The following is a 20860-nucleotide window of genomic DNA, read 5'->3' as shown; positions in this document are numbered from 1 at the left end:
ATTAAAACTGAGAGGAAGATTTAAATGACATATGCATTTGAAAAGTTACCGCAGTTAGTTGATAAGCGAGGAAAGTTGCCTCATAAGGGTTCTTACGGAAAACGAAAAAATGGTGTAGCTTCTATCACAACTCGTGTATGGCATCATTCCTTAACTAAGTTATCAGCAGGAGGATCTAACATTGTTGCTTTTGCAAATTTTCACGTTGGTACAAACGGTTGGCCAGAAGTTGCATATCACCTAATTATTGATCCAAATCATAAAATCAATGGAAAAGCAGCTATTTATTATTGTGTAGATATTTCAAAGAAAAGTTATCATGTAGGCAATAGCAATACGATTGGTTTAGGTATTTGTATAATTGGCGATTATCGTACAGATAAAATTGATACAGGTACTGTTGCCTCTGCTAATGACTTACACAAAGCTCTAGTTTTTGATAACATCGGCAAGTATGATAAAGGGCACAATCAAATGCCGGGCTACAGCTGGAAAGCTTGCTGTGTATATGACTATCAAAAGCTATTTAAAGAATCAGCTATCGTTAACCTTCCTGTTAAGGGTCAAGAGCCAACAGAGGTACCAGGACTTTATACAATTCAAGAAGGTGATACATTCTGGTCTATTGCTTTGAAAGATGGAAAAGAAGGTATTACTGTAGAGGATCTAATTGCTGCCAACCCAGACGTAAAACCGTCTCAATTAAAAGTTGGTCAAACAATTAGATTCGGTACCGCAAAGAATACGTATACACCAACGCCTGAAACACCTAAAAAGGAGCAATCAAAATACAAGTATCCTTTACCTTCTGGAGTGCTTAAATCAAGTTCAAAAGATAAAGTAGCAATTAAGCAGCTTCAAGAAGCCTTGAATGCTGTTAACTTTAAATGTGGTTCAGCTGATGGCATTTATGGAGCAAAAACAAAAGATGCTGTAACACGTTTTCAAAAGGTTTACTTACCATATGAAGTTGATGGCACATATGGTCCAAATACAAGAGACAAATTGCAAGCTGTTTTAAAATCTAAAGGATATTAATAAATAAAAAAGCCCTGCTCATGCGAGTGGGGCTTTTTACGTTTCTTCCTTCTTCTCGAAATCAGGTAGATATACAGGGACACTCATTTCTTTTACATGTCCATAATTTTCATCGTCTGAATCATCTTTCTCCCAATAGGTAAATACCTTTCCATCACTAATTCGTATGAGTTTATCACCTTTCTTTAAAAGACTTCTCATGTTTTACACATCCCAGAAATCATTACTCTTTACTTTTGGATCAATCTCTTTTAATGCCTTAATTACTTTTTGCATGGTTTTTAATGTAGGCGATCTATCTTTGTCACTTGTTAAGTCACTGACTGTATTTTTATTGAGCCCTGTCTTTTTCATGAGCCAAGACTGTGTAATTCCTCGCTTATCCAGCCATCGCCCAAGCTTTGTGCGAGGTTTTCCTGTACCGAACATGTACAATCATCTCCTTATAAAAAACATGCTGTCCACGTTTATAGAAAAATAAACTGTTTTTTATATAAAAATCAGGAAACATAGACAATCTTGTGCCCATATACTTTATTAAATCCACTCAATCCTTCACTTCGTTCCTTCTTTTTCTATTAACAGAAAACGTGTAGCTTTCTCTCCCCTCGCTTCAAAGCTTGGAAACACGTGTAGCAAGTAACCGTGTAACAATCCGTGTAGGAAAACGTGTAGGTTTTATCATCTAAGGAGGCTTATCATCATGAAAGTACAAACAATTAATTTCCGTGATTTTATGGATAACAAATGGAGAAAACCTGCTGCTTATCCAATGTCTGTTTACTCTTTTGGTTTTACCTGGGCCAGTTTCTTTCACATGACACCAGAAATGGCTGGAGCTTATTTACTTGTAAGTGCCGTAGGTCTTACTGCTATCTTGGCCAATGTATTTGAAAATCATTTTGCAAGCCAAGGTGCAGCTCATATAGCGGACATTATCTCAAAGGCTGCAAGCATTCTGTTACCGACTACTTTTTTCACCTTTATTCTTTTGTTTTTATGGAGGTTAGCATCATGAGAATAGTAAAGTTCTTGAAGAATAAAAAAACACTTAGAATGGCACGTAGAGCGTTGAAGAGAGCATTTTCAGCAGGAGGTATTTATAACTCTTATAAAAATAGTGGTGGTAAGCAAATACGTCATTATCCAAACATAGTTGATATGCGTACAAACATGAAATCTGAAACCTTCACGTATGTATTTTCTCTTCCAGTCGGTTTTGATCCAGGAGAGCTGCGTAAACGCTCCTATGTATTCCGGCAAATATTTGGGACCAACATAGAACTTAAAGGTGAAGATAAAGTTTTTACACTTACATTGTTCAATAAGAGCCTACCTAAAGAGATTAAGTATGACTTTACTGTTATTCGTAAAATGTTGAAAGTACATCGTTTACCTGTCATTTGCGGTCAAGATAAGTTTGGTCAATGGGTTCACTACGATTTAGCGGAACATCCACACCTCTTGGTGGCCGGACAAACGGGCAGCGGTAAATCTACACAACTTCGCTCTATCCTTAGTACATTCATGTTGATGAAAAGCCCTGAAGAATTGCACCTGTACCTTGCTGATTGTAAACAAGCTGAATTTCACATGTTTAAAAATGCAGCTCATGTAAAATGCGTGGTTAGTCAAAAAGAGCACATTATTAAAATGTTGCAGTTTGTACAGAAAGAAATGAAAAAGCGTGGTGACTTAACGGAAACATTTGGGGTTAATCATATTGATAAATTGCCTCCAGAACATAAGCAGCCTTATATTGTTGTGTGTATTGATGAGATAGCTATGCTTAGAGGTGAAAAGGTAGCGGATGAGCTAATGAAGGATTTAGGCTTTATGGGGCGTTCTAATGGCATTTTTTTAATTGCAAGTCTACAGCGCCCTACGAGCGATTGCTTAGATACAACAGTACGTAGTCAGTTAACTACAAAGATGGGATTTTGTGTTGGATCAGCAAGAGAAGCGAACATTATTGAGACTACTGGAGCAGATAAATTAACTACGAAAGGTCGTTTTATCATGAGGGGTATTAATGGCCTTACTGAATTACAAGCGCCTTATCTTGATGAAAAAATAGCGGATGAATTACTTTCTCCATTTATGACGCCTAAATTTAATAATCCTTATGCAAATAGTCAACCTACTTCTGCACCTCAAATTTCAGATGAGATATTTAGTGATTTAAAAACGGTAGAAGATATCTTTGGCCAAGATGATGAAAATTGGGAGGATGATTCAGAATGAGGAAACGTGACCTTGAAATTATTGATTCACTCCATCAATTCCGAGCAATGACACGTGATCAATTAGCGACACTCTTTTTCTCTCAAACTAAAAACCCTGTAAGACATGCAAATGAAGTATTAAAAAGGTTACGTGATCGCGGATATATCGAAGCTAATGTTAATCACCAACCTTACACTTATTTCCCTAAATCCACTCGTTTAAAAACAAATGGCCAAAAGGTTGAGCACTTTCTTAAAATCACGGATTTTTATCTTCAGTTACGCACTTATGGTGAAAAGAACTTAAAACATTTTGCAGTTGAGTCGCAGTTCCCTGGAATAGATGTAAGGCCAGATGTACTTATGTATTGGAAAGGATCTGCTTTTTTTGTTGAAATACAAAATAGACAGTACTCAACACAAGTCATGCAACAAAAGATTGCTCGTTATGAAGCCTTTGCTCATTCAGAGTTATGGAGAGATTGTTTACCGTTTCCAGTTAAGGGCTTTCCATCGGTTTGGATTGTGGCTGATCAAAAATATAATGTAGTTAGTAATGAGGTAAGGATTCTACAAACAAAAGACGTAGCGGGATTGGTTGCTATGAGCAAACCAAAGCAGACATCGAACAATGGTATTTCTATAAAAATAGGTTAACAAACTAAAAGCCTTACTCTTTAGGAGAAGGCTTTTTTGTTTTAAGTACTGTATTAAGTTGTTCACATACGTCATGACTAATTCGCCCACTCTCTTTCAACCTCAGAAATAATTCATTTAAATCTACTTGTTCAACATTTGTAAACCATTCTAATGGTGTGCCAGTTGAAACTAAAAAATTACTTAATTCAATTAGTGTTTGTTTTTGTCCGTTTTTGTCCATTTTTAATACCCACCTGTTCATATAATGTTAATCCAATTATATACGAACATACATTCTTTTTCTAGTAGAACAGTTAATATTTTTTCCATAACTGGAAAATAAGGTTCAACTTTAGTTGAACTATATTGTTTTTTTAAAAGTTCAGTATACATCTGATTCTATGAATTAAGTGAACTAGTCAAACGTGAGTTCAACTATAAATTTGCGTGCAGGTATTCTATTTTTAATGTAGAATGAAGTGGTTAATGGCAAGGAGGCGAACAGGCATGAACGAAGGAGGAACAACCGAAAAAGCTTATTGGAGCAAGGAGATATCAGACCTTTTGGGTGTGGCTGGATCTACAATGCGTAAATGGTGTTTAGCGCTTGAAGAACAAGGATATACATTTCTTCGTGGAGCGAATAACAGTCGCGTTTTTTACGATAAGGATATTTTGCTGTTGAGACGGCTAAAAGTGCTCATGCAAGAGAACAAAATGGCGCTTGATATCGCTGTCAAGTTTGTTCTATCAGGCGTTGAGGACGATAGAAGAACAGAGGCCGTTCACGAAGAGAACGCTGTTCATTCAGATGTTCCTGCTGATATTGCGAGCAATGAAGAACGCGTTCTTTTGAATCAAGTTCTTGAAAAACTTGATAAGATGGAAGAGTTCAATAGAACGCTTGTAAGTCAAATAGAACGGCAAAATAAGTACATCGAAGAACAATTACATAAGCGTGACGAACACATCATGACAGCGTTACGAGAATCTATAGAAACCAAAAAGTTAATAGCAGCTAGTCAAGAAGCTCAAAAAGAAGAAAATAAAAGCTTCTGGCAACGCCTTTTCGGCAAATAGAAAAAGGAGATTGATTAACTCAATCTCCTTTTTCTTGTTTACGTTCTACTTTAGGTAAAACATAATTAAAGTAGTAATTTGAAGCATCTTTCTGAATTTCTGCTGCCTTTTGCACTAATCCTTGTGCTTCTCTTTCTATTTGTCTCTTATTAAAGAAGTCAGGGTTATTCCCAAAGATGTTAAGTTCATTTTGCATTTGGTTAACTAAAAAAGATACACTTTCAATATCTGCTAAACCCTGCGTTCTTTTTTCAAGAACGTCGGTATTTTTTAACCAAAGCTCTTCAAAAGTAGGTTCTCTATATGTATCTTCTGCCTTATTAAGAAGAGTCTTAGCTTGATGCAAATGAGTGCTTGCCTTCATTTGCACCTCTAACCTGGAAGTCACTTCAGCCGTTCTTTCTAAAATGTTAAGTTTAGCATCTAAATCCTTAGAATCTAGTAACACTCTTAAATTCGCTTGTTCTTCTTGAAGAAGTTTAATATTTTCCTCTGCTGCCTCGCTTAGAGTTTGGGCATTTCCCATCATTGTACTAGCTAGTTGCATATGTGCTTCAGCTTTTTCATTGGCCCTTTTTATAGAAGTAATAGCCCAACCACCCAAAGCGGTTAATATAGCGATAGCAATACCAATTATTGTGTAGAAATTAGAAATCTGATCATTTAAAAATGTGATTTGATCACTTTGAATAGTATGGGCCATATCTTGGACATCTTTCAAGCGCTCATAAATACTGTTTTCAAGCTCAGTAAATTTCTGTTCAGTAACAGCTTGAGAATTAGACTGTTGATCAGCTATTCCCAGTAAGAAATTAAACATAATTGTTCCCCCAAGTATTAATATATCTATATTTTTAAGTACCTTTTATAACGATACAAGGCATGACGACTACTCAAGCCAAAATATTTAATCATTTGTTCATTTGGCCATTCTTCTTTTAGCTTTTTTAAGATGCAGCTATTTCTAAAGTGAGTGGATCTAATACCTTGCTTAATTCCAGAGCGTTCTACTTCATTTTCGATTATTCGTTTCATACCACTATCGCTAATTCTCCTGGGACTAAGTTTGTTATAGTCATACCAGAAAGTCATTTTTTTAGGATGAAAAGCAATAAAGAATGGATCTTCTGTATAATCTTTTGGGCGGAACAGTAAAGGAATATCTGTAAAGTAACGGTACATTATTTTTTTATCTTCAACAGAGACCTCTATTTGACGCTTTTTGATTCCTTTTCCAACGTCCAACGTATTTTGAGCAAAGTTTATGTCTTTCATATTTATAGCTCGTACTTCATTAATTGTCAGACCATAATTAATCATGAGCACCAGGATAGATAAGTTACGATAAGCCAGATACTTATACATATCCCTTTGACTTTCAGAAAGTCCTTTTTCACTAATAACGGATTTTAATAATAGTTTGATGTCTTTATCCGTTGCAAAGTCATAAGTCGTTAGAGCACGTTGTTTTTGTTCGGTAGCTTTTAATATGCCGATTTGGTTTGTTAACCCATAAAAGTGCAGCATGCTATTTAAATGTGATGTAATACGTCTTAGATTTGCGTCTGAAGAGTTTTTGTCTTTTAGATAGGCAAAGTATTCATCATAGTCACTTCTCTTCAAATTAACCCATAAATCATTGTTGAAATCCGGTTTATTCTTTTCAAGCCAGTTAAAAAATGAAGAAAGATCATGAGCACATATTTTTATAGTGGATTGCTGTTTATTAGAATTAGTCAAATAAATAATAAAATCAGCTATTTGAATGGGAATATCCAAGATCAAAACACCTTTCTATTGGTAAATTTAATGTAGAAAACTATGTTTTGTTTTTTCAAAACCGCTTATAAATGGATTCTTACTCTGTTGAAAGTGATGAATCCCATATGATTATACATTAAATTTACCGATGTTTATACTTGATTTATTTCAGATTCAGACAAATAACCTGCTTGTAGCATTTGGTTAATAGCCGCTTGTCCCATACTTCTATTTCCTTCTTTATAAAGTTCAGCGTATACTTTCATTTCTGCATGCGAAAGTTCTTGTTGATCCGCCCCAGGTTGTTCTTCAGTAGTAGCAGCCGCTTCTTGTTGAGCTTTAAGGAAATCAGGAACTATTTCTTTACGAACAGGCTGTTTAGCTTGTACAGCTTTTTTGTTGTTAGTGTCTTTAATCATATTTTCAATAGCAGTATGTAAACAATTCTTGAAGTTAGATTTAATTCCATTAGTTAACACGTCATGTACTTTAAGAGCAAAATCATTAGCATTTAAACCGCTGGTGTTAAATTTCACTTGAACATCTAATAAACTCATTTTATTTTTACGTATCAATCTATCAATCTCTTCTACATGTTCAGTTAACACTTTTTGAATAGTTACAGGAATGTCTAAAGCCGCTATCTCTTTAGATAGATTCGTTATGTTAGAGCTTTTTGAGATATCTTTATGATTAATACTTTCTGGTATTGTTTCTTCACTGTGCAAAATGGATTTTTCACCATGAAAAATGTTAGATTCTTCACTGTGCAAAATGGATTTTTCACCATGAAAAATGGATGAGGACGCACTTTCAGGCTGTTTTTCTTCAGTTTCTTTGTATAAAGTGTAACCTTCTAAAGCGTATCCTAGCTCGTATAGATCAGCCGCTATTTTGTTTAAATTAACCTTGTACCATTTTGTTCTATCCCATTTCTTTTTAGGGTCTGGATTGTTGCCTGTTTGAACCCATCCCTTTTCTTCAAATACTTTAATTTTACGTGTAATAGTAGCTAAAGAACTCCAGTTCATAACTTCCATTAACCACTCTTCACCAGTTTTGTAAAACCAACCATCACGAAACTTCTTTTTAAGAGATTGGATTTTCTTTTCATTATTTAAACCGCTTTGTTTTTCTAATTGAGAAATACGATTAAGAATACTTTGATCACTTTTATCTGTGATACCTTGCCAGAAAATCATGTTATTTAAAAGAGCTGCGGAGAAGTGTTCACCAGTTAAAACAAAAAACTCTTCTTTAATAACTAATCTTTGTAATTGCTGTACCTGCTGATCGGTATTTTTGGACATAATAAAAAGCCTCCTATTATTAAGGACGCTTAACACTCACACGTATGTATAAAATATGGGAAAAATATTGTCTTTTCTCACATTTTCAAGTACAATAAACATAAGCAACATTGAATATGCTTATACGTTTACTAATATACTTATTGTGTGTTTGTAAGCTTCCTGAACCTCGTAATCTCTTCGAACCGACCAAAGTTATCGGAGATTGCGGGGTTTTTTCCTGTTTATTTTTAATAAAAACTTAGTAGTTTTTGGTTTATATTTATAATAATACCGAATTTGCACGCATAATGCAATCAATATTTAAAGGGCTGTGAAATTTCACAGCCCTTTTTTTATTTCGTCTTTATGTATGTATGGGAATAAATCCTGAGTATCAAACCGCTTTTCAATATTATTTTCTTCTGCATAATCGTTTAGCACGTTTAAGATCTTCTCTGTATTATCCAGTTTAATTGATTTTGCATCATCATGAAACATAGCATAGATTGTTTTCTGTCTAACTTTTCTTTGCGTCATCTCAAATAATTGGTTTGGATTTAGTCCTAGAAAGTCTAGTATCTCTTTCAGTGAGCATTTTAACTTTTCTCTCATATACGCAAACCTCATCTTTTTTATATTTTTGCAAGTTTACCTTAATATACCATGATTAAGCGTTTTGGTTAACCACTAATTTACTTAAATACTAAATTACTTATATACCACTGGAATGCTCATTCCAGTAAGAATTCCCCATAATATTAGTTAAAAAATTCTAAAAACGATTGCTTTTTTTGGAATGAAAAGCTAAACTTTAGGTACATAGTATTTGGCGTTTTTCGCCGAAGATGAGGGGGTTTCAAATGAGCGAATTAATGAAGAAAATCCGTGAGTATGCAAAAACACTAGGAATAGATAACGTGAATATTGCTGCACATATTGGTACTACACCCACTTCGATAACTTATTACTTCGACGGAACAAACCACATGAATTTCAGTAAATTCATTCGAATGGTTCATTATATATATAAATCAGATTATGATGATTTGATTATAGAATACTGTGAGTATTGCAGCGACTTTCCTAAGGTGAAAAAAGCCCAGGCTGTTAGAGAAGCATTAGATTGGTCAATGGGCCGCTGGAATAGTGAACTTACTCAATACTTGCTAGACCTCGAAAAAGAATATAACACAAAAACGCACGAGATTTACAACCTTCTTTTTTTAAGTCGAGAGGGAAAACTCACAGCTGATGAGTTTTTTGAACAAGTACATTACTTACCTTATAACTTAAAAACCATTGCTAATCAGAAAGATCCAGTAATTCAAGTACTCATCGATCTATGCAACATGTACTATCATCATTATAGAAAAGATTACGAAGGTATATATTATCTTTCTAAATTCACATTTAAGAAAATAGCTAAAATAAAGAGTGAATTCTTACGTTATTCGTATACGATATGCGTTAATGAAATGCTCACTATCTATTACATTCACTGTAACAAGATGGGGCCTTGTAGAGAAGCAGCCGACTTTTTAATACAAAATGATGTAAAAGCTCTTTTTCCCCTTACTTATTTATATGGTTTAAATGTGATATCACAGATTCATGTTTTCACTGACTATAAGACCAGTCTATATTATATCGAGAGAACTATAGAAGAAATGGAGAGAATGAGGTTTTCGCATTACAAAAGGAAATACGAAGGCTTTAAGGCTCAACGTGACTTTACTAAAATCATTAATGGAGACTATGAAGGATTATACTTAGAGGATGAGAAGGAACGTCTTCATTATTTGGCTATGTTAGGTGACGATAAAAGCAAAGAAGAAGCAAATAAAATTATTCAAGATATATTAAATAGAGGAGAAGAGTTAGACGAATTTCACACTTGTTACCAAGCTATTTTAAACAAAGACATTGATTTAATGTTTCGTTCAGAGGAAATGTTCATGGTGAAGAAAGATTTTTATTACGTGAAATTAGCCAGAAAGTTTATAAAAGAATGGAACGGTAAAAAATGAGCCTAAAGAAATATTTGAGGCTCATTTTTTAGACCTCTTTTCCTTTGTTTTAGGTACCAAAAAAGGTATTTCGAACCTTATTTTTAAAAGTTTTTACATAATATATATTAATTTTCCAAAGATATTGAATATTTTTCTAGATTGATATACAATATAAAAAAAGACTTCAAATTGAGGTTAAAAATTCCTTTATGGGGTGGAAATATGAGAAATACAAAGAAAATGGTTGCATCACTACTATGTGCAGCAGCTTTAGTTTCAGGGTTTTCTGTTTCGGCAAGCGCAGCAACTTCAGACACTAACACTACTACTGATTCAGGGAAATATACAACATATACAGCAGGACGTTGGTAAGACTAATTTAAAAAAAGGCATCATCCAAAACGGATGGTGTCTTTTATCATGTAAAGGGCTTATTAAGTAAAAGTGAAAAAGTTGATTTTACTTAAATTTAAAAATAAAGGAGTACGGGAGAATGCAAACACAAACAACGGTAAATAAAGATGTAAAGGTAGCAGCATTAAATGAGCTTAAAAAATTTATTCAAAGTAACAACATTGATATGAGTACATACAGATGTGCAGATGGCTCAATTGATTTAAAAGCTTTACTTCAAGATCATAACGTAAACTTATAAAACAAAATAAAAAAAGAACACCAGCTTTAGTTTACGGTGTTCTTTTCGTTATTTTGTTCATTTATATTTTTTAAAGTATTATACAAAGCTTCCCATTGTTCGTCTGTCAAAGGCTTTCCACCAATAGTTAATGACTTTTCCTCTAATATCTCTTCAAAACTAGACGTTGATTGCTTTATTTCTGGATCATCTGTTTCACACATCAAGTATGAGACGGTTGTATTTAAGTAATTAGCAATTCTATTCATAGTACCTGGATCTGGAGTGCGTGCGCCCATTTCGTAACCTGTGTATGTCGTCCTTGGTATTTGTAGATCTCTATATGTTTGACTAGTTTTAAATCCATTCGCTTTTCTTTGTTCCCTAATTCTTCTGCCTATCTCTAATTTAATTTCTTTTTCTGTAGCAGACTTATTATCTGAATTCAAAACGTTCACCCCCGAATTTTGATTGGCTTTTGATTGGATAATCACCATATTCTTATTATCATAAAAATGAACGCACTTTGCAACTAGTTTATGAATGCAAATTGAGTGTTATTCGAAAATATATATATAAATTATATAGAAAATATATAGAAAATAGTTGAAATGAACTCAAATTGAGGTTAAAATAGAATTAACAAGATGAAAGCAATTGCTCTACAAAATATGAAAGCAATTGTTTGATAAGTGAGGTTTTAACGTTATGGAGAATACTAAAAAGCGTTACAAACGAAATGAGAAGTTAATCCAAGCTCGCAAGAAAAAGAAGTTAACCCAGCAACAAACAGCTAAGATTTTTGAAACGAGTAGGCAATACGTTTCTCAAATTGAAAGAGGCGAAAGAAGACCAGGTCTTGAATTCGCATTAGCATTAGCTGAATTTTTTGGAATGAATCCAAAAGATTTACGCTGATATTTTTTTAACTATAATTGACCTCAAATTGAGTTCAATTATAAGAGAAAAGCGTTAGGAGTTGATTTTTCAGTGAGTAATAAGCGTCTCAACCTACTCAAAGCAAGAAAGAAAAAGGGTCTTACGCAACAAGAATTAGCTAAGAAATTAGGAATATCAAGAGTTACTTATATTCAAATTGAAAGTGGCGAGAATGATCCGAAGGTATCTATCGCTCAAGACATTTCTAAGTTCTTAGGAGAAACCATCGAATATCTTTTCGACAATGAGGTGAGAGCAAGTGGCGGAGACAGAGCATTTTCATTTATGCAAGATTATTTCAATCGGAAAGCCCAAGCCAACCAAATACGGGCAACGGTGTGAAGTACTTGCTGAACTAGTTAAAACCAATTGCAAAGCCTTTGAAAGTGCATCACGAATTAAAATTGTTACCTGGAAACAAACAGCCGAAAAAGCCGCTGCGTTTCATAAAGGTCAACGTATCATTGTTTTCTTTAAAACGTTTAATTTAAACAGTAAGGATTGGCAAGGAAATGCTGTTAAGTCGGTAACGTCTTCTAAATTACAACGAGTTACACAACGAGAGTTTGATATGTATTCAATAAATTCAAGCGGTCAGTATGATCCGTTTTCCAAATTAATAATTTAAAAATTTGTAAGAGGTGAGTAAACATGGCAGTTCGAAATTTGGCAAATTGGTATACGGCAACAAATTCAGATACACGCTTAGAGCGTAGACGTTTTGGTAGATCAGTAAGGGAATTGCGCCAGCAATACAATATGTCCCGCCAAGAGCTTGCTGACAACATGAATGTTTCCCTTGAAACGGTTGACCGCATTGAACGTGGTTGTGTAGATCCAAATGCAAATAACCTTCGAAACAAAATTTATAGAGCAGCAACAAGAGAAGTTATGAGGATTTCAGTATGAAACATACAGTTATTCGTCTGCATTATCAGGACGATAACGGAAATGTAATGGGATATAGCGGTGCTTATATAAATATGCAGCACCTTAAAGAAATCTTTAACCGCTACAATATTCGAAAAGATAACATTGCTACTTTTTTTATTGAAGGAACACTGATTAGCGAACAACGTCTAAACAATCTGTTTCATATATTAGAAAACACTAAAATGCCTGTGGGAGAGGAAGAAGAGGACATGAAAAACGGAAAAAGACCAAATAGAGCACAAAAGGAAATCATAGCAGCTGCAAGTCTTGACCCTAAAGAATGGTATGTAGTAAAGAATTTACCGTCAAAGCTGCACATCGTTAATAAAGATGGTGAATTGAAGGAACTGGCTGTATGAAGTATGAAACAGCGGATTTCACAAACCATTTAGAGGACCAAGAGAAAGCTTTAACCACTAATGATTTTCATGTGTATGAATGTACAAATTGTGATTGTACTTTTGCTGTATCACAAGCATTTGAAGACCATAGCGAAATTGTATGTCCAGCTTGTTTAGATGATTCACATGTAATTGATAAAGCTTCTGGAACAATGATGATAAAGGATTGATAGCAACATGAATTGGCAAACAGCAACATTGCAACAGTTAATACAGATTATCCGCTTTGAAGATTGCCCGCTAGTTTTTAAGTGTTTTGCAGAGTCTGAGTTAGAGAGAAGGGTTAACAATGGCTAGGATCTACAAAAAGCGAAACAGCTTCTCGAATCGTGGAAAAGATTTAGAAATGTATGTAGATCAAGCTATTGAACGATATCGTCTTTTGAAGTTAGCTGCTATAGATCGTAATGAAACACCAATAGGTATTAATTCAGTTGATCCTAAAACAAAGAAAATTACAGATGCTTTCTTTAAAGAAAAGGCAACAGTCGATTATTCAGGGCTCACAAGAGGAACATTCATTGCTTTTGATGCAAAAGAAACGGCAGATAAAAACAAGTTTCCTCTTAAAAACCTTCATAAACACCAATATGAAAGGCTTAAAGAATACACCGAACAAGGTGGAGTTACTTTCTTATTAGTCCATTTCAAACAGCGTCATGAAACATACATACTTAAATACTATGATTTGGCTATTTGGTGGGAAGAAGGAGCAAAAAGCATTCCGTATGAGTTTTTTAAAATAAAATGCATCAAGTGTGGACCAGGAAGAAATGTCCCGCTGGATTTTCTAGCTTCTTTACAAATATAAAAGCGGCTTACATTGTCGGGTAGGACAACATAAGCCGCTTTAGCAAAAACGCTCATCATCTGTATATAGATGAAATAGGTTAACAAGATTGTACCAATAAATTTAGATTTAATCAAGCTCAGGTACCTCTTGTTGTTGGAGGATAAATAAATGATTAGATTCTTTTGTGATATATGTAGTTTTGAATTATGGAGTTGTAAGGTGGAACCTAACTTAAAGTGCAAATGTGGTTGCCTTGTAGAACATGAGGAGGAAGATCTTTAATGAAAAAACAAATTATCAACTTTGATAGCTTTGCAAAAGGTGAGTTAGCAAAGCAATTTAATACAGAATTACAGAAAGTACTTCAAAACGTAGCGGATACTTCTACTGATCCAAAGAAGGCTAGAAAAATAACTGTCACTATGACGGTAAAAAGTGATGATAACAGACAAGTTTCAGATGTTACGGTACAAACGAAGAGTACTTTAGCTCCAGCTCGTGAAATTGAAGCTCAATTGGTGCTCAACTACGATAGTGAAGATGTTACTGCAGCTGAATTGTTATCCGGCATTCCTGGACAAACCTTCATTGCTGAAGGTGGAGAAATCGTTACTGATACAGGTAAACATATCGATTAAAACAAAAGGAGCGGTTAAGTTATGGAAACTACAGGTATCGTAAGAAAAATTGATGGTTTAGGTCGTATTGTATTACCAAAAGAAGTTCGAGATATTCAAGGGCTAGATACAGGAACTTCAGTGGAAATTTTCCCAACAGATGATGGCTTTTTTGTTAAGAAATATGCTGTATCAGAAGAAAAACAACAACTAATTAATGATGTTGAAGCGGTAATGGCTTCTACTCAAAATGAAGCTACTAAAAGACTTATGCAAAATGTTCTTTATCACTTAGACAGAGTTAAATATAGGGGGTAATAAAGGTGGCTGTTACTCATCATCAGAAATGTTTAAAACGTGCAAGGGCGCGAAAAGTAGCGGGTTTACCTACAAATAAAGAAGAAAAGCAAATTCGTTTAGAAAAGGCATGGAGAAACATCTTTGTTAAGTCCGGTTATCTAAAACCTTAAAGGAGCTGTTAAGCATGGTCTTACTTATACAGAGAGTATATCAATTACTTATACAAGCTGGTTTTCAAAAAGAAACATTGGATTTATTAAGTATTCAAAATTTGTTCAAGTTAGCGGAAGAGTACAACTATAAAGTAATAGTAAATGAGGGGACAAAATGAGTGAAGTAAAAGTGTGGTATATGACTGAAGAAGAGCGGTTAGCTTACATTAAAAAGAATCCTATTGTTCCAACAAAACGCAAAAAAGGTGACAGTTTCGTTGATATTTATTCCTCTGGATATGAAAGTGCAAACCGGAAAAGAAAAGCTAAAAGATAGTTAATTCATGCCTCTGCAAATAGCAGGGGCTATTTTTATCACAAAATGAGGTGTGCTTATGAATATGGTTACTCCTATTGAAAATAAAGTAGTTGAATTTCATGGTGCTCAATTAGTCGGTATTAAAGCAAATGACGGAAAAGTATATGCAGCTGTTAAATGGATCTGCAAGGGTTTAGGACTAAGTGAAGGCCAAATGAAGAATGAACGTAAAAGAATTCAAGAAGATGCTGTTCTTCAAAAAGGAGGACGAAATATCATCCTCCATACAAATAGCGGAAATCAAGAAACGTTATGTCTTGAAATAGACTACTTGCCTTTATGGTTAGCTAAAATATCGATTACTCCAAAGATGAAACAAGAAACACCGTGGGTAGCTCGTATGTTGGAAGAGTACCAGCTGAAAGCAAAAGATGCATTAGCAGCCGCTTTCTTTCCAAAACAACCAACCTCTCAATTAGAAATCTTACAAGGTGTTATTAATCAAATGGTAGCTCAAGAGCAGGAGGTTAAGGAGATTAAAAAGCAACAAACACTTATGCAGCAAGAAAATGAAGCTTTAAAGCACCGGTTAGATACTATCGATAATTTAGATAGCATTGGCAACCTGCAGCAACGATTTAATGAAATGGTTAGAAAATACGCTCGTAAAGAGGGCTTAGGCTTTCAAAGTGCCTGGAGAGTTTTCACTATCGCTTATAACAAGGCTTACAGTACGAACCTAACAGCAAAAATCAACAACTATAAGCAAAAGCACAATTTAGAGAAATTAAGTAGGCCACAATACTTTTCCCTTACAGATACATTAGAAGATGCTATTCGTGTCATTGATCAGATGCTTAATAAGGAAATTGCATAGGAGGCTATATCATGGCTAAGAAAAATAAGAATGGTCAGGTTCTAAGTGAATTACATCGTCAATTAAAAGAACTGCCTAATGATCCGAACGATATGGAAGCATATATGAAGCGGTTGAGCATTGAACAGCAAATTAGAACGATTGGTAAAAGACCTAAAAACCGCTCTTTTGTAAGTGCTTGGTAATTACCATGAAATTATCAATCTTACTAATATTTCAGGGTGTATGTACATTTTTGTTCCTGTTGGTTTTCGTAGATGCTTTTTATCAACTAAGGAGAGAAGGACATCATTTTTGCGCCTTATTAATAGTGGTAGCCATGACGTTCTGTTCTCTCTGTTTAGTCTATATATCAGATGTTTTAGGATGGTGATTGTTATGAGTATGAATAGAGCAATGAAAAGACGCATGAAAAATGAACAGCTTAAACAAATGGATAAGCCGCTAGGTCAGAAGCTTTCCCCTTCACAAAGACAATTTGCTGAAAGGATTGAAAAATCACTTATTGAGCAAGGAGAGGCTATAGGTCATTTAAAAGGACTAAGTGAAGCATCTGATGTATATAAGGAGCGGTTAATTAATGATGTTTTCCGGATTGAAGGTATTGGTCCTAAAAGACGTATTCAAATAGCTAAAGCGTTAGGCTTTAGTGAATTAGCAAAAGAATTGGAGAAAAAACGATGAGAAAAAAGAAATTTAGCTACACAGATTTGTATATTAAGAACTTAAAAGAAATGAAGGAACAATATGAGGCTAAAGGCGATGTATTTAGCGCAAGAAAGACTGCAGAACTTATTGCTCTTCAGGAAAGTAAAAACGCCCAAAAATAAGGGGTTGAATGGGATGGACTTAAAAGTTGGTGATTGGATATTTGATGCTGGATATAAGTTAGGTACAGTTGCTGGATTCTTTGAGCATGACAGTGTGAAAATACATCAATTTTTTATCGTAAATGAAAAGCCATCTATTCGTACACAATTTGTAGACCTAGATACTTTAAAGAAAGCTCCTGTAGTTGTAGATATTGAAACATTAATTGATATGGCTCTTGATATGAAAGATGAAGAATGGTTTTACCAGTTAACTAAAAAAGGAGAATAATAATGAAATTAAATACTGAATGTAAAAAATGCGGTGGTACAGGTCATAGACATAATGGTTACTTTCAATATCCTTGTAATTGTGCAGTATTTGAAACACCTTTACCTAATGCTGTTACCGATTTAATGACTGCTGTAAATGGAGATGTGTTAAGAGAGCGTGTTAGACAAAATGAAAAGTGGGGTTATCAACGTCATCACATGGGTGCTTGGTTAGCAATCCTAGCTGAGGAGTTCGGAGAAGTTTCTCAGGCAATGCAAGGACGATTAGGCTTAACAAGCATGAAAGATTCAGATGCTGATGATTTATATAAGGAATTGATTCAAGTAGCGGCAGTTGCCTCTGCTATTGCTGAACAAGTAAAAGAGGAAGCGGAAGGGGCTTAATCAATGGGAACGATAAAGGGAGAATTAGCCAAGTGGAAAAAAGCTAATGGTTACAAAGAGGACAAGGCCAAGAAAACAAAAAGTTCTCCAGAGAAGGCTCCAATAAAAAAAGAAACATTTAGCCAAAGAGAGCTTGAGGAAATGATGGGTGTACGTAATCCTACTTTTTCTCGTAGACGCGGAGCTCTTAGACAAAGATAAATAGTTAAGGTGAGGGAAACAGTATGAAGGATTTAATCATTCAATATGAGTACGGTGTAGCTTCATTAAGAAGACAAGACAAGTTATTAAAGCAAGAGCAAGACCTTATTAAAGATAAACAAGTTAAAAAGATTCATACAGTTGAAGATTTAGAAAGAGAATTAGTTATTAAGTCGGATAGAAGCATAATTAGTAAAATGATTGGCAGTATGGAGGACGATATCCAACATATGAAGACTGGTAGACGTCCTGGTAATAAACGTGGTGCAGAAAACTTAGCGGCATATCAAAAAGAAATCTCTATTGATCCAGCCCGCTTTTTATATATAGAAGATGTAAAAGAGGAAGAGAAAAGCGAAGAAGATGTGAAGTTATTAGAAAGCGCTGTTGAAGAGTTACTTTGGTTTTTAAGTAAAAGAGAAAAGGATTTATATATGTTGTATGCAGCTTATAATTTTTCAGTACATGAGATAGCGGATCTTACTGAATTGACAGAGGGAACAGTATCTAAAGTATTAGACCGTGCAAAGAAAAAAGTTGCAAAAAACATTGAAGTTGAAGCTTTTTTCTCCTAAATGTTTAAATTCCTTTACATTTTGCCACTAAAAAACCACCTATAAGTGTAAGGCACCTTCATACTGAATCTATCAGCCCTTAACGTTTGGTACCTCATAGTTGGCATGGGGTACTTCCTTTTTGTTGTATTGAGATAAGGACGGAAAGGAGGTAAGAAGAATGACATCTAAACTTTCGCTATCTCTCTCAAAAGCGATTCTGAATCACTCCAAGGAATGAACGTTTATATACGTTATATACAATTGGACTAATGGAGTGAATTAAGTGCATTATGGATTTCTTCTTATTCGTCAATTAAATATTACTCACGATAATATTTAAATTCGTGTCCTTATCTCAATAGAGCAAGAAACTTCTACGCTTGCTCTGGTCGCCCTTGAATATGACGATTTAATCTTTGAATGCCTTATCTTGGTTGATAAAGGTAAAAACTGCTTTAATCCGCTTGGGACTGAGGTTAAGGCAGTTTCTTTTTATATTCTTACACATGCGAAGCTCGAAAATATAGTGTACGTTTTATCTCCTTTCATATTGTGTATGTTTTGCCTGTTTCTGTTTTGTCCACTTGCCGTGGGAAATGCCAGAGCTTCGCAGCTGTAAGAATATAAAATTTAATCATGACGGTGGCCGGTTGCCAAGGTGCTAACAAATCCCGGGTGGAAACACAAATAGAATGTGAGAACAAGTTCCTGGTGGAAACACCTAAAGGTTCTACTCCTTTAACCGTCTTACTTTAGTAAAACAAGTTATAGCATTTACACACCTTGTAGAAAAATATCCTATTTGTCGTCAATTAGAGTAAATGCTATAACTTTATAATATCGAAGTTAGTTATAAGTAACTGACCAAGAGGACGCTAATGTTTAATTAGTGTCCTTTTTCTTTGTCTAAAAGGAGTGATTAACAATGGTTGAATACATTGAACGATTAACTCATTTGAATTATGCGTATATGCAAGCTATCTATCAATTACTTAAAAGGGGATGACAGTGATGGATGAAAAGCAATATGAACAATTAAAGGCTGTAGCAAAAGCAGTAGCAACAGCATGGGCATATATTAAAGAAGCACTGATGAACCTTATAGAACAGGTTAAGGCTGCAGTAATAGCAATTATTGATGAAATATATATTGATCATAAAGCAGCTAAAAGAAAGGCTAGATCGTTACGTCAAGCGTTACGTCAATCATGGAACGTTAAACAAGATACGCGTAGATTAAGCCAAGTCATAAATAATAAACCAGTTCATATGCCAAGAATTCTTTATTAAGGGAGATGGAGAAGAAATGGATTCTGTTAGAACAGAGGAATTAGCAAAAGCACTTGCAAAGGTAGCTGCAGTTGCTAAAGAGTATAGCTTTACAATTAATGAACTTGCAGCTTCAGAGGGTTATAAAAGGCCAGAAAAAGGAGATAAAATAACCATCCATTTCAAAGGTGAAGTAATAAACAGTGTAGTTAAACATGTTAGTCCTTCAGGTGAAGTTACAATGATTGGTGATGAGAAATGAAAGTAACACTAACTTGTAGTTGCGGTAAGGTAAAGAGCGTAGATGTACCTAAGAAGCCAACAAAGTCTAATCCTGTTTATTGTGTATGCGGTAAATGCTTATTGAAGTAAAGGGGATGAACATGAATGATACAGCGGGATAACATGGGCCAAGAAGTAAAGCTAGGTCTATTAACAAGAGAAGTAATGGAAAGCTATATGGATAAGGACCAGTACAAAGATTATATAGATAACTCTTTAACACTGTACAAGTATTACAATGTCTTAGATAAAGATCAGTGTCATGTATTCAGTGAGCGGTTTGTATTAGAGAAAGGATGGCGTGTACCTAATGAGTAAAGATACTTTAATTATACGTGTTAGCGGAATATTAACAGCCCAACGATTAGAAGCATTACAGGAATTGTTTAAAGCACAATTGCCAGATGATCAGCCTTTTATTTTAATTGATGAATCTGTAGAAGAGTTAGATGTATTGTATGGTCTTAATGATGAAGAGGATAAGGCAATTAGTTATGGAGAAGGTATTGTGAGCAAAGTATCTATCAGCAAAGAGAGTGTTGATGCTATCATCAATGATATTGTTGAACAGATTACAGTATGGAGAAATAGTAACTCATCTAAAGATACAGTCAATGGCATTGATTACAATGAGCTGAAACAGATTATCAAGATTCTTCATGAGTATAATTTCATGGCAGCATCTATGTTTATAGACTTAAATAGAGTAATTGCTGAACATAAAATATATCAGCTAAGAGATCAGTCTGTTAATCAGAGAAAGATTGAAGTAGGCGATATGTTAAGTAATGAATAAACCATCATTAACTATTCGTCCTGCTAAGACTGGTGTAAGGGAGCGGACACCAATGAGTAAGGAACGTAAACCTGTATTAACGGTTACATTGTCATTAGATGAAGACGAAGCAGATAAAGCTTGGAAAAAAGTCGTCAAGCGTTTTATAGATACAGCCAATGAAATAGATGCATTAGACATAGAGGCATTAGGTAAAAGTAGGGGTGATAAGTGATGAAAGCAATCATTGATAACAAACTATATGATACAGACAAAGCTA

At 34.6% G+C, this 20860-nt stretch carries 40 protein-coding genes; 32 read left to right on the top strand and 8 right to left on the bottom strand.

Annotated features, from left to right (window positions below; genetic code table 11):
• The first annotated feature begins 24 nt into the window (after nt 1–24).
• Nucleotides 25–1038 (top strand): peptidoglycan-binding protein, encoded by a 1014-nt coding sequence (locus AC0C45_RS28905; protein WP_472929249.1) that lies wholly within the window; start codon nt 25–27, stop codon nt 1036–1038.
• A gap of 36 nt (nt 1039–1074) precedes the next feature.
• On the opposite strand, the gene AC0C45_RS28900 is transcribed toward AC0C45_RS28905, so the two are convergent.
• A complete protein-coding gene (locus AC0C45_RS28900; protein WP_472929248.1) occupies nt 1075–1239 on the bottom strand; it encodes a hypothetical protein in 165 nt (54 codons plus the stop codon).
• A 3-nt stretch (nt 1240–1242) separates the two neighbouring features.
• Nucleotides 1243–1467: a helix-turn-helix domain-containing protein gene (locus AC0C45_RS28895; RefSeq protein ID WP_472929247.1), complete on the bottom strand. Its 225-nt coding sequence runs from the start codon at nt 1465–1467 to the stop codon at nt 1243–1245.
• Between the two features lie 274 nt (nt 1468–1741).
• Here AC0C45_RS28895 and AC0C45_RS28890 point away from each other — a divergent pair, with 274 nt between their 5' ends.
• The 3 genes from AC0C45_RS28890 to AC0C45_RS28880 are packed head-to-tail and all read left to right on the top strand — an operon-like array spanning nt 1742 to nt 3920.
• Nucleotides 1742–2056, top strand: a complete 315-nt coding sequence (locus AC0C45_RS28890; RefSeq protein ID WP_472929246.1) for a hypothetical protein — start codon at nt 1742–1744, stop codon at nt 2054–2056.
• Nucleotides 2053–3282, top strand: a complete 1230-nt coding sequence (locus AC0C45_RS28885) for an FtsK/SpoIIIE domain-containing protein (protein ID WP_472929245.1) — start codon at nt 2053–2055, stop codon at nt 3280–3282. The genes AC0C45_RS28890 and AC0C45_RS28885 overlap by 4 nt, the downstream gene beginning before the upstream one ends.
• Nucleotides 3279–3920, top strand: a complete 642-nt coding sequence (locus tag AC0C45_RS28880; protein WP_472929244.1) for a replication-relaxation family protein — start codon at nt 3279–3281, stop codon at nt 3918–3920. The genes AC0C45_RS28885 and AC0C45_RS28880 overlap by 4 nt, the downstream gene beginning before the upstream one ends.
• 13 nt (nt 3921–3933) lie before the next feature.
• Here the strand turns inward: AC0C45_RS28880 and AC0C45_RS28875 are convergent, their stop codons facing one another.
• A complete protein-coding gene (locus AC0C45_RS28875; RefSeq protein WP_472929243.1) occupies nt 3934–4143 on the bottom strand; it encodes a hypothetical protein in 210 nt (69 codons plus the stop codon).
• Between the two features lie 266 nt (nt 4144–4409).
• Here AC0C45_RS28875 and AC0C45_RS28870 point away from each other — a divergent pair, with 266 nt between their 5' ends.
• A complete protein-coding gene (locus AC0C45_RS28870) occupies nt 4410–4982 on the top strand; it encodes a DUF3967 domain-containing protein (RefSeq protein WP_472929242.1) in 573 nt (190 codons plus the stop codon).
• Between the two features lie 19 nt (nt 4983–5001).
• Here the strand turns inward: AC0C45_RS28870 and AC0C45_RS28865 are convergent, their stop codons facing one another.
• The 4 genes from AC0C45_RS28865 to AC0C45_RS28850 form a co-directional block, all read right to left on the bottom strand.
• The gene (locus AC0C45_RS28865; protein ID WP_472929241.1) at nt 5002–5802 is read right to left on the bottom strand and encodes a hypothetical protein; all 801 of its coding nucleotides are present in this window, start codon (nt 5800–5802) and stop codon (nt 5002–5004) included.
• 26 nt (nt 5803–5828) lie between these two features.
• Nucleotides 5829–6761 (bottom strand): tyrosine-type recombinase/integrase, encoded by a 933-nt coding sequence (locus AC0C45_RS28860; protein WP_472929240.1) that lies wholly within the window; start codon nt 6759–6761, stop codon nt 5829–5831.
• A gap of 134 nt (nt 6762–6895) precedes the next feature.
• On the bottom strand, nt 6896–8053 hold the full coding sequence (locus tag AC0C45_RS28855; RefSeq protein ID WP_472929239.1) for a hypothetical protein: 1158 nt from the start codon (nt 8051–8053) through the stop codon (nt 6896–6898).
• A 321-nt stretch (nt 8054–8374) separates the two neighbouring features.
• Nucleotides 8375–8647, bottom strand: coding sequence for a hypothetical protein (locus tag AC0C45_RS28850; RefSeq protein ID WP_472929238.1), 273 nt, complete (start codon nt 8645–8647; stop codon nt 8375–8377).
• A 248-nt stretch (nt 8648–8895) separates the two neighbouring features.
• On the opposite strand from AC0C45_RS28850, the gene AC0C45_RS28845 reads away from it, so the two are divergent.
• The 3 genes from AC0C45_RS28845 to AC0C45_RS28835 all read left to right on the top strand — a co-directional run bounded on the left by AC0C45_RS28845 (nt 8896) and on the right by AC0C45_RS28835 (nt 10699).
• Nucleotides 8896–10062 carry an AimR family lysis-lysogeny pheromone receptor gene (locus tag AC0C45_RS28845; protein WP_472929237.1) on the top strand — a complete coding sequence of 389 codons (1167 nt, stop codon included), beginning with the start codon at nt 8896–8898 and terminating at the stop codon, nt 10060–10062.
• Between the two features lie 204 nt (nt 10063–10266).
• On the top strand, nt 10267–10416 hold the full coding sequence (locus tag AC0C45_RS28840; RefSeq protein ID WP_472929236.1) for a hypothetical protein: 150 nt from the start codon (nt 10267–10269) through the stop codon (nt 10414–10416).
• A 121-nt stretch (nt 10417–10537) separates the two neighbouring features.
• Nucleotides 10538–10699 (top strand): hypothetical protein, encoded by a 162-nt coding sequence (locus AC0C45_RS28835; RefSeq protein ID WP_472929235.1) that lies wholly within the window; start codon nt 10538–10540, stop codon nt 10697–10699.
• A 26-nt stretch (nt 10700–10725) separates the two neighbouring features.
• Here AC0C45_RS28835 and AC0C45_RS28830 read toward each other — a convergent pair whose 3' ends face one another.
• The gene (locus AC0C45_RS28830; RefSeq protein ID WP_472929234.1) at nt 10726–11127 is read right to left on the bottom strand and encodes a helix-turn-helix domain-containing protein; all 402 of its coding nucleotides are present in this window, start codon (nt 11125–11127) and stop codon (nt 10726–10728) included.
• 259 nt (nt 11128–11386) lie between these two features.
• On the opposite strand from AC0C45_RS28830, the gene AC0C45_RS28825 reads away from it, so the two are divergent.
• The 24 genes from AC0C45_RS28825 to AC0C45_RS28710 all read left to right on the top strand — a co-directional run bounded on the left by AC0C45_RS28825 (nt 11387) and on the right by AC0C45_RS28710 (nt 20815).
• Nucleotides 11387–11596 carry a helix-turn-helix transcriptional regulator gene (locus AC0C45_RS28825; RefSeq protein ID WP_088567945.1) on the top strand — a complete coding sequence of 70 codons (210 nt, stop codon included), beginning with the start codon at nt 11387–11389 and terminating at the stop codon, nt 11594–11596.
• A 72-nt stretch (nt 11597–11668) separates the two neighbouring features.
• Nucleotides 11669–11959, top strand: a complete 291-nt coding sequence (locus AC0C45_RS28820) for a helix-turn-helix transcriptional regulator (RefSeq protein WP_472929233.1) — start codon at nt 11669–11671, stop codon at nt 11957–11959.
• Nucleotides 11877–12245, top strand: a complete 369-nt coding sequence (locus AC0C45_RS28815; RefSeq protein WP_472929232.1) for a hypothetical protein — start codon at nt 11877–11879, stop codon at nt 12243–12245. The genes AC0C45_RS28820 and AC0C45_RS28815 overlap by 83 nt, the downstream gene beginning before the upstream one ends.
• 23 nt (nt 12246–12268) lie before the next feature.
• The gene (locus AC0C45_RS28810; RefSeq protein ID WP_088567947.1) at nt 12269–12526 is read left to right on the top strand and encodes a helix-turn-helix domain-containing protein; all 258 of its coding nucleotides are present in this window, start codon (nt 12269–12271) and stop codon (nt 12524–12526) included.
• Complete coding sequence (locus tag AC0C45_RS28805) at nt 12523–12909, top strand: DUF6906 family protein (RefSeq protein WP_472929231.1); 387 nt, start codon at nt 12523–12525, stop codon at nt 12907–12909. The genes AC0C45_RS28810 and AC0C45_RS28805 overlap by 4 nt, the downstream gene beginning before the upstream one ends.
• Nucleotides 12906–13121, top strand: a complete 216-nt coding sequence (locus AC0C45_RS28800) for an FmdB family zinc ribbon protein (protein ID WP_472929230.1) — start codon at nt 12906–12908, stop codon at nt 13119–13121. The genes AC0C45_RS28805 and AC0C45_RS28800 overlap by 4 nt, the downstream gene beginning before the upstream one ends.
• Nucleotides 13122–13240: 119 nt before the next feature.
• Complete coding sequence (locus AC0C45_RS28795) at nt 13241–13762, top strand: Holliday junction resolvase RecU (protein WP_472929229.1); 522 nt, start codon at nt 13241–13243, stop codon at nt 13760–13762.
• A gap of 263 nt (nt 13763–14025) precedes the next feature.
• The gene (locus AC0C45_RS28790) at nt 14026–14382 is read left to right on the top strand and encodes a replication terminator protein (protein ID WP_472929228.1); all 357 of its coding nucleotides are present in this window, start codon (nt 14026–14028) and stop codon (nt 14380–14382) included.
• Between the two features lie 21 nt (nt 14383–14403).
• Entirely contained in the window at nt 14404–14679 is a 276-nt protein-coding gene (locus AC0C45_RS28785) for an AbrB/MazE/SpoVT family DNA-binding domain-containing protein (protein WP_472929227.1), read from the top strand.
• A gap of 5 nt (nt 14680–14684) precedes the next feature.
• Complete coding sequence (locus tag AC0C45_RS28780; RefSeq protein ID WP_472929226.1) at nt 14685–14831, top strand: DUF3983 domain-containing protein; 147 nt, start codon at nt 14685–14687, stop codon at nt 14829–14831.
• A 157-nt stretch (nt 14832–14988) separates the two neighbouring features.
• A complete protein-coding gene (locus AC0C45_RS28775; protein ID WP_472929225.1) occupies nt 14989–15150 on the top strand; it encodes a hypothetical protein in 162 nt (53 codons plus the stop codon).
• Between the two features lie 58 nt (nt 15151–15208).
• Complete coding sequence (locus AC0C45_RS28770; RefSeq protein ID WP_472929224.1) at nt 15209–16009, top strand: phage antirepressor N-terminal domain-containing protein; 801 nt, start codon at nt 15209–15211, stop codon at nt 16007–16009.
• Between the two features lie 11 nt (nt 16010–16020).
• Entirely contained in the window at nt 16021–16194 is a 174-nt protein-coding gene (locus AC0C45_RS28765) for a hypothetical protein (RefSeq protein WP_472929223.1), read from the top strand.
• A 193-nt stretch (nt 16195–16387) separates the two neighbouring features.
• Nucleotides 16388–16693 (top strand): hypothetical protein, encoded by a 306-nt coding sequence (locus tag AC0C45_RS28760; protein WP_472929222.1) that lies wholly within the window; start codon nt 16388–16390, stop codon nt 16691–16693.
• Nucleotides 16690–16839 (top strand): hypothetical protein, encoded by a 150-nt coding sequence (locus AC0C45_RS28755; RefSeq protein ID WP_472929221.1) that lies wholly within the window; start codon nt 16690–16692, stop codon nt 16837–16839. The genes AC0C45_RS28760 and AC0C45_RS28755 overlap by 4 nt, the downstream gene beginning before the upstream one ends.
• A gap of 13 nt (nt 16840–16852) precedes the next feature.
• The gene (locus tag AC0C45_RS28750; protein ID WP_472929220.1) at nt 16853–17110 is read left to right on the top strand and encodes an IDEAL domain-containing protein; all 258 of its coding nucleotides are present in this window, start codon (nt 16853–16855) and stop codon (nt 17108–17110) included.
• A 2-nt stretch (nt 17111–17112) separates the two neighbouring features.
• Nucleotides 17113–17496, top strand: a complete 384-nt coding sequence (locus AC0C45_RS28745; RefSeq protein WP_472929219.1) for a MazG-like family protein — start codon at nt 17113–17115, stop codon at nt 17494–17496.
• Nucleotides 17497–17499: 3 nt separating this feature from the next.
• Nucleotides 17500–17697: a hypothetical protein gene (locus tag AC0C45_RS28740; RefSeq protein WP_472929218.1), complete on the top strand. Its 198-nt coding sequence runs from the start codon at nt 17500–17502 to the stop codon at nt 17695–17697.
• A 23-nt stretch (nt 17698–17720) separates the two neighbouring features.
• Nucleotides 17721–18272 carry a sigma factor-like helix-turn-helix DNA-binding protein gene (locus AC0C45_RS28735; RefSeq protein ID WP_472929217.1) on the top strand — a complete coding sequence of 184 codons (552 nt, stop codon included), beginning with the start codon at nt 17721–17723 and terminating at the stop codon, nt 18270–18272.
• A 993-nt stretch (nt 18273–19265) separates the two neighbouring features.
• Nucleotides 19266–19544: a hypothetical protein gene (locus AC0C45_RS28730; protein ID WP_472929216.1), complete on the top strand. Its 279-nt coding sequence runs from the start codon at nt 19266–19268 to the stop codon at nt 19542–19544.
• 16 nt (nt 19545–19560) lie between these two features.
• Nucleotides 19561–19785: a hypothetical protein gene (locus AC0C45_RS28725; RefSeq protein ID WP_472929215.1), complete on the top strand. Its 225-nt coding sequence runs from the start codon at nt 19561–19563 to the stop codon at nt 19783–19785.
• Between the two features lie 125 nt (nt 19786–19910).
• Nucleotides 19911–20123, top strand: a complete 213-nt coding sequence (locus tag AC0C45_RS28720; RefSeq protein WP_472929214.1) for a hypothetical protein — start codon at nt 19911–19913, stop codon at nt 20121–20123.
• On the top strand, nt 20116–20601 hold the full coding sequence (locus AC0C45_RS28715) for a hypothetical protein (protein WP_472929213.1): 486 nt from the start codon (nt 20116–20118) through the stop codon (nt 20599–20601). Before AC0C45_RS28720 ends, AC0C45_RS28715 begins: the two co-directional genes overlap by 8 nt.
• 52 nt (nt 20602–20653) lie before the next feature.
• On the top strand, nt 20654–20815 hold the full coding sequence (locus AC0C45_RS28710; RefSeq protein WP_472929212.1) for a hypothetical protein: 162 nt from the start codon (nt 20654–20656) through the stop codon (nt 20813–20815).
• Nucleotides 20816–20860 lie beyond the last annotated feature (45 nt).

This window comes from Priestia sp. VA7, from assembly GCF_055710015.1.
This window is presented reverse-complemented; position numbering and strand designations above follow the sequence as displayed.

Excerpts from the sequence above, each read along its gene's own strand:
- AC0C45_RS28805 (WP_472929231.1), top strand. The coding sequence starts at position 12,523 with ATGAAACATACAGTTATTCGTCTGCATTATCAGGACGATAACGGAAAT.
- AC0C45_RS28785 (WP_472929227.1), top strand. The coding sequence starts at position 14,404 with ATGGAAACTACAGGTATCGTAAGAAAAATTGATGGTTTAGGTCGTATT.
- AC0C45_RS28850 (WP_472929238.1), bottom strand. The coding sequence starts at position 8,647 with ATGAGAGAAAAGTTAAAATGCTCACTGAAAGAGATACTAGACTTTCTA.
- AC0C45_RS28730 (WP_472929216.1), top strand. The coding sequence starts at position 19,266 with ATGGATGAAAAGCAATATGAACAATTAAAGGCTGTAGCAAAAGCAGTA.
- AC0C45_RS28870 (WP_472929242.1), top strand. The coding sequence starts at position 4,410 with ATGAACGAAGGAGGAACAACCGAAAAAGCTTATTGGAGCAAGGAGATA.
- AC0C45_RS28810 (WP_088567947.1), top strand. The coding sequence starts at position 12,269 with ATGGCAGTTCGAAATTTGGCAAATTGGTATACGGCAACAAATTCAGAT.
- AC0C45_RS28750 (WP_472929220.1), top strand. The coding sequence starts at position 16,853 with ATGGACTTAAAAGTTGGTGATTGGATATTTGATGCTGGATATAAGTTA.
- AC0C45_RS28875 (WP_472929243.1), bottom strand. The coding sequence starts at position 4,143 with ATGGACAAAAACGGACAAAAACAAACACTAATTGAATTAAGTAATTTT.
- AC0C45_RS28905 (WP_472929249.1), top strand. The coding sequence starts at position 25 with ATGACATATGCATTTGAAAAGTTACCGCAGTTAGTTGATAAGCGAGGA.
- AC0C45_RS28835 (WP_472929235.1), top strand. The coding sequence starts at position 10,538 with ATGCAAACACAAACAACGGTAAATAAAGATGTAAAGGTAGCAGCATTA.
- AC0C45_RS28790 (WP_472929228.1), top strand. The coding sequence starts at position 14,026 with ATGAAAAAACAAATTATCAACTTTGATAGCTTTGCAAAAGGTGAGTTA.
- AC0C45_RS28800 (WP_472929230.1), top strand. The coding sequence starts at position 12,906 with ATGAAGTATGAAACAGCGGATTTCACAAACCATTTAGAGGACCAAGAG.
- AC0C45_RS28715 (WP_472929213.1), top strand. The coding sequence starts at position 20,116 with ATGAGTAAAGATACTTTAATTATACGTGTTAGCGGAATATTAACAGCC.
- AC0C45_RS28720 (WP_472929214.1), top strand. The coding sequence starts at position 19,911 with ATGATACAGCGGGATAACATGGGCCAAGAAGTAAAGCTAGGTCTATTA.
- AC0C45_RS28795 (WP_472929229.1), top strand. The coding sequence starts at position 13,241 with ATGGCTAGGATCTACAAAAAGCGAAACAGCTTCTCGAATCGTGGAAAA.
- AC0C45_RS28825 (WP_088567945.1), top strand. The coding sequence starts at position 11,387 with ATGGAGAATACTAAAAAGCGTTACAAACGAAATGAGAAGTTAATCCAA.
- AC0C45_RS28775 (WP_472929225.1), top strand. The coding sequence starts at position 14,989 with ATGAGTGAAGTAAAAGTGTGGTATATGACTGAAGAAGAGCGGTTAGCT.
- AC0C45_RS28760 (WP_472929222.1), top strand. The coding sequence starts at position 16,388 with ATGAGTATGAATAGAGCAATGAAAAGACGCATGAAAAATGAACAGCTT.
- AC0C45_RS28755 (WP_472929221.1), top strand. The coding sequence starts at position 16,690 with ATGAGAAAAAAGAAATTTAGCTACACAGATTTGTATATTAAGAACTTA.
- AC0C45_RS28845 (WP_472929237.1), top strand. The coding sequence starts at position 8,896 with ATGAGCGAATTAATGAAGAAAATCCGTGAGTATGCAAAAACACTAGGA.
- AC0C45_RS28880 (WP_472929244.1), top strand. The coding sequence starts at position 3,279 with ATGAGGAAACGTGACCTTGAAATTATTGATTCACTCCATCAATTCCGA.
- AC0C45_RS28765 (WP_472929223.1), top strand. The coding sequence starts at position 16,021 with ATGGCTAAGAAAAATAAGAATGGTCAGGTTCTAAGTGAATTACATCGT.
- AC0C45_RS28725 (WP_472929215.1), top strand. The coding sequence starts at position 19,561 with ATGGATTCTGTTAGAACAGAGGAATTAGCAAAAGCACTTGCAAAGGTA.
- AC0C45_RS28865 (WP_472929241.1), bottom strand. The coding sequence starts at position 5,802 with ATGTTTAATTTCTTACTGGGAATAGCTGATCAACAGTCTAATTCTCAA.
- AC0C45_RS28745 (WP_472929219.1), top strand. The coding sequence starts at position 17,113 with ATGAAATTAAATACTGAATGTAAAAAATGCGGTGGTACAGGTCATAGA.
- AC0C45_RS28895 (WP_472929247.1), bottom strand. The coding sequence starts at position 1,467 with ATGTTCGGTACAGGAAAACCTCGCACAAAGCTTGGGCGATGGCTGGAT.
- AC0C45_RS28885 (WP_472929245.1), top strand. The coding sequence starts at position 2,053 with ATGAGAATAGTAAAGTTCTTGAAGAATAAAAAAACACTTAGAATGGCA.
- AC0C45_RS28855 (WP_472929239.1), bottom strand. The coding sequence starts at position 8,053 with ATGTCCAAAAATACCGATCAGCAGGTACAGCAATTACAAAGATTAGTT.
- AC0C45_RS28890 (WP_472929246.1), top strand. The coding sequence starts at position 1,742 with ATGAAAGTACAAACAATTAATTTCCGTGATTTTATGGATAACAAATGG.
- AC0C45_RS28710 (WP_472929212.1), top strand. The coding sequence starts at position 20,654 with ATGAGTAAGGAACGTAAACCTGTATTAACGGTTACATTGTCATTAGAT.
- AC0C45_RS28740 (WP_472929218.1), top strand. The coding sequence starts at position 17,500 with ATGGGAACGATAAAGGGAGAATTAGCCAAGTGGAAAAAAGCTAATGGT.
- AC0C45_RS28840 (WP_472929236.1), top strand. The coding sequence starts at position 10,267 with ATGAGAAATACAAAGAAAATGGTTGCATCACTACTATGTGCAGCAGCT.
- AC0C45_RS28735 (WP_472929217.1), top strand. The coding sequence starts at position 17,721 with ATGAAGGATTTAATCATTCAATATGAGTACGGTGTAGCTTCATTAAGA.
- AC0C45_RS28900 (WP_472929248.1), bottom strand. The coding sequence starts at position 1,239 with ATGAGAAGTCTTTTAAAGAAAGGTGATAAACTCATACGAATTAGTGAT.
- AC0C45_RS28770 (WP_472929224.1), top strand. The coding sequence starts at position 15,209 with ATGAATATGGTTACTCCTATTGAAAATAAAGTAGTTGAATTTCATGGT.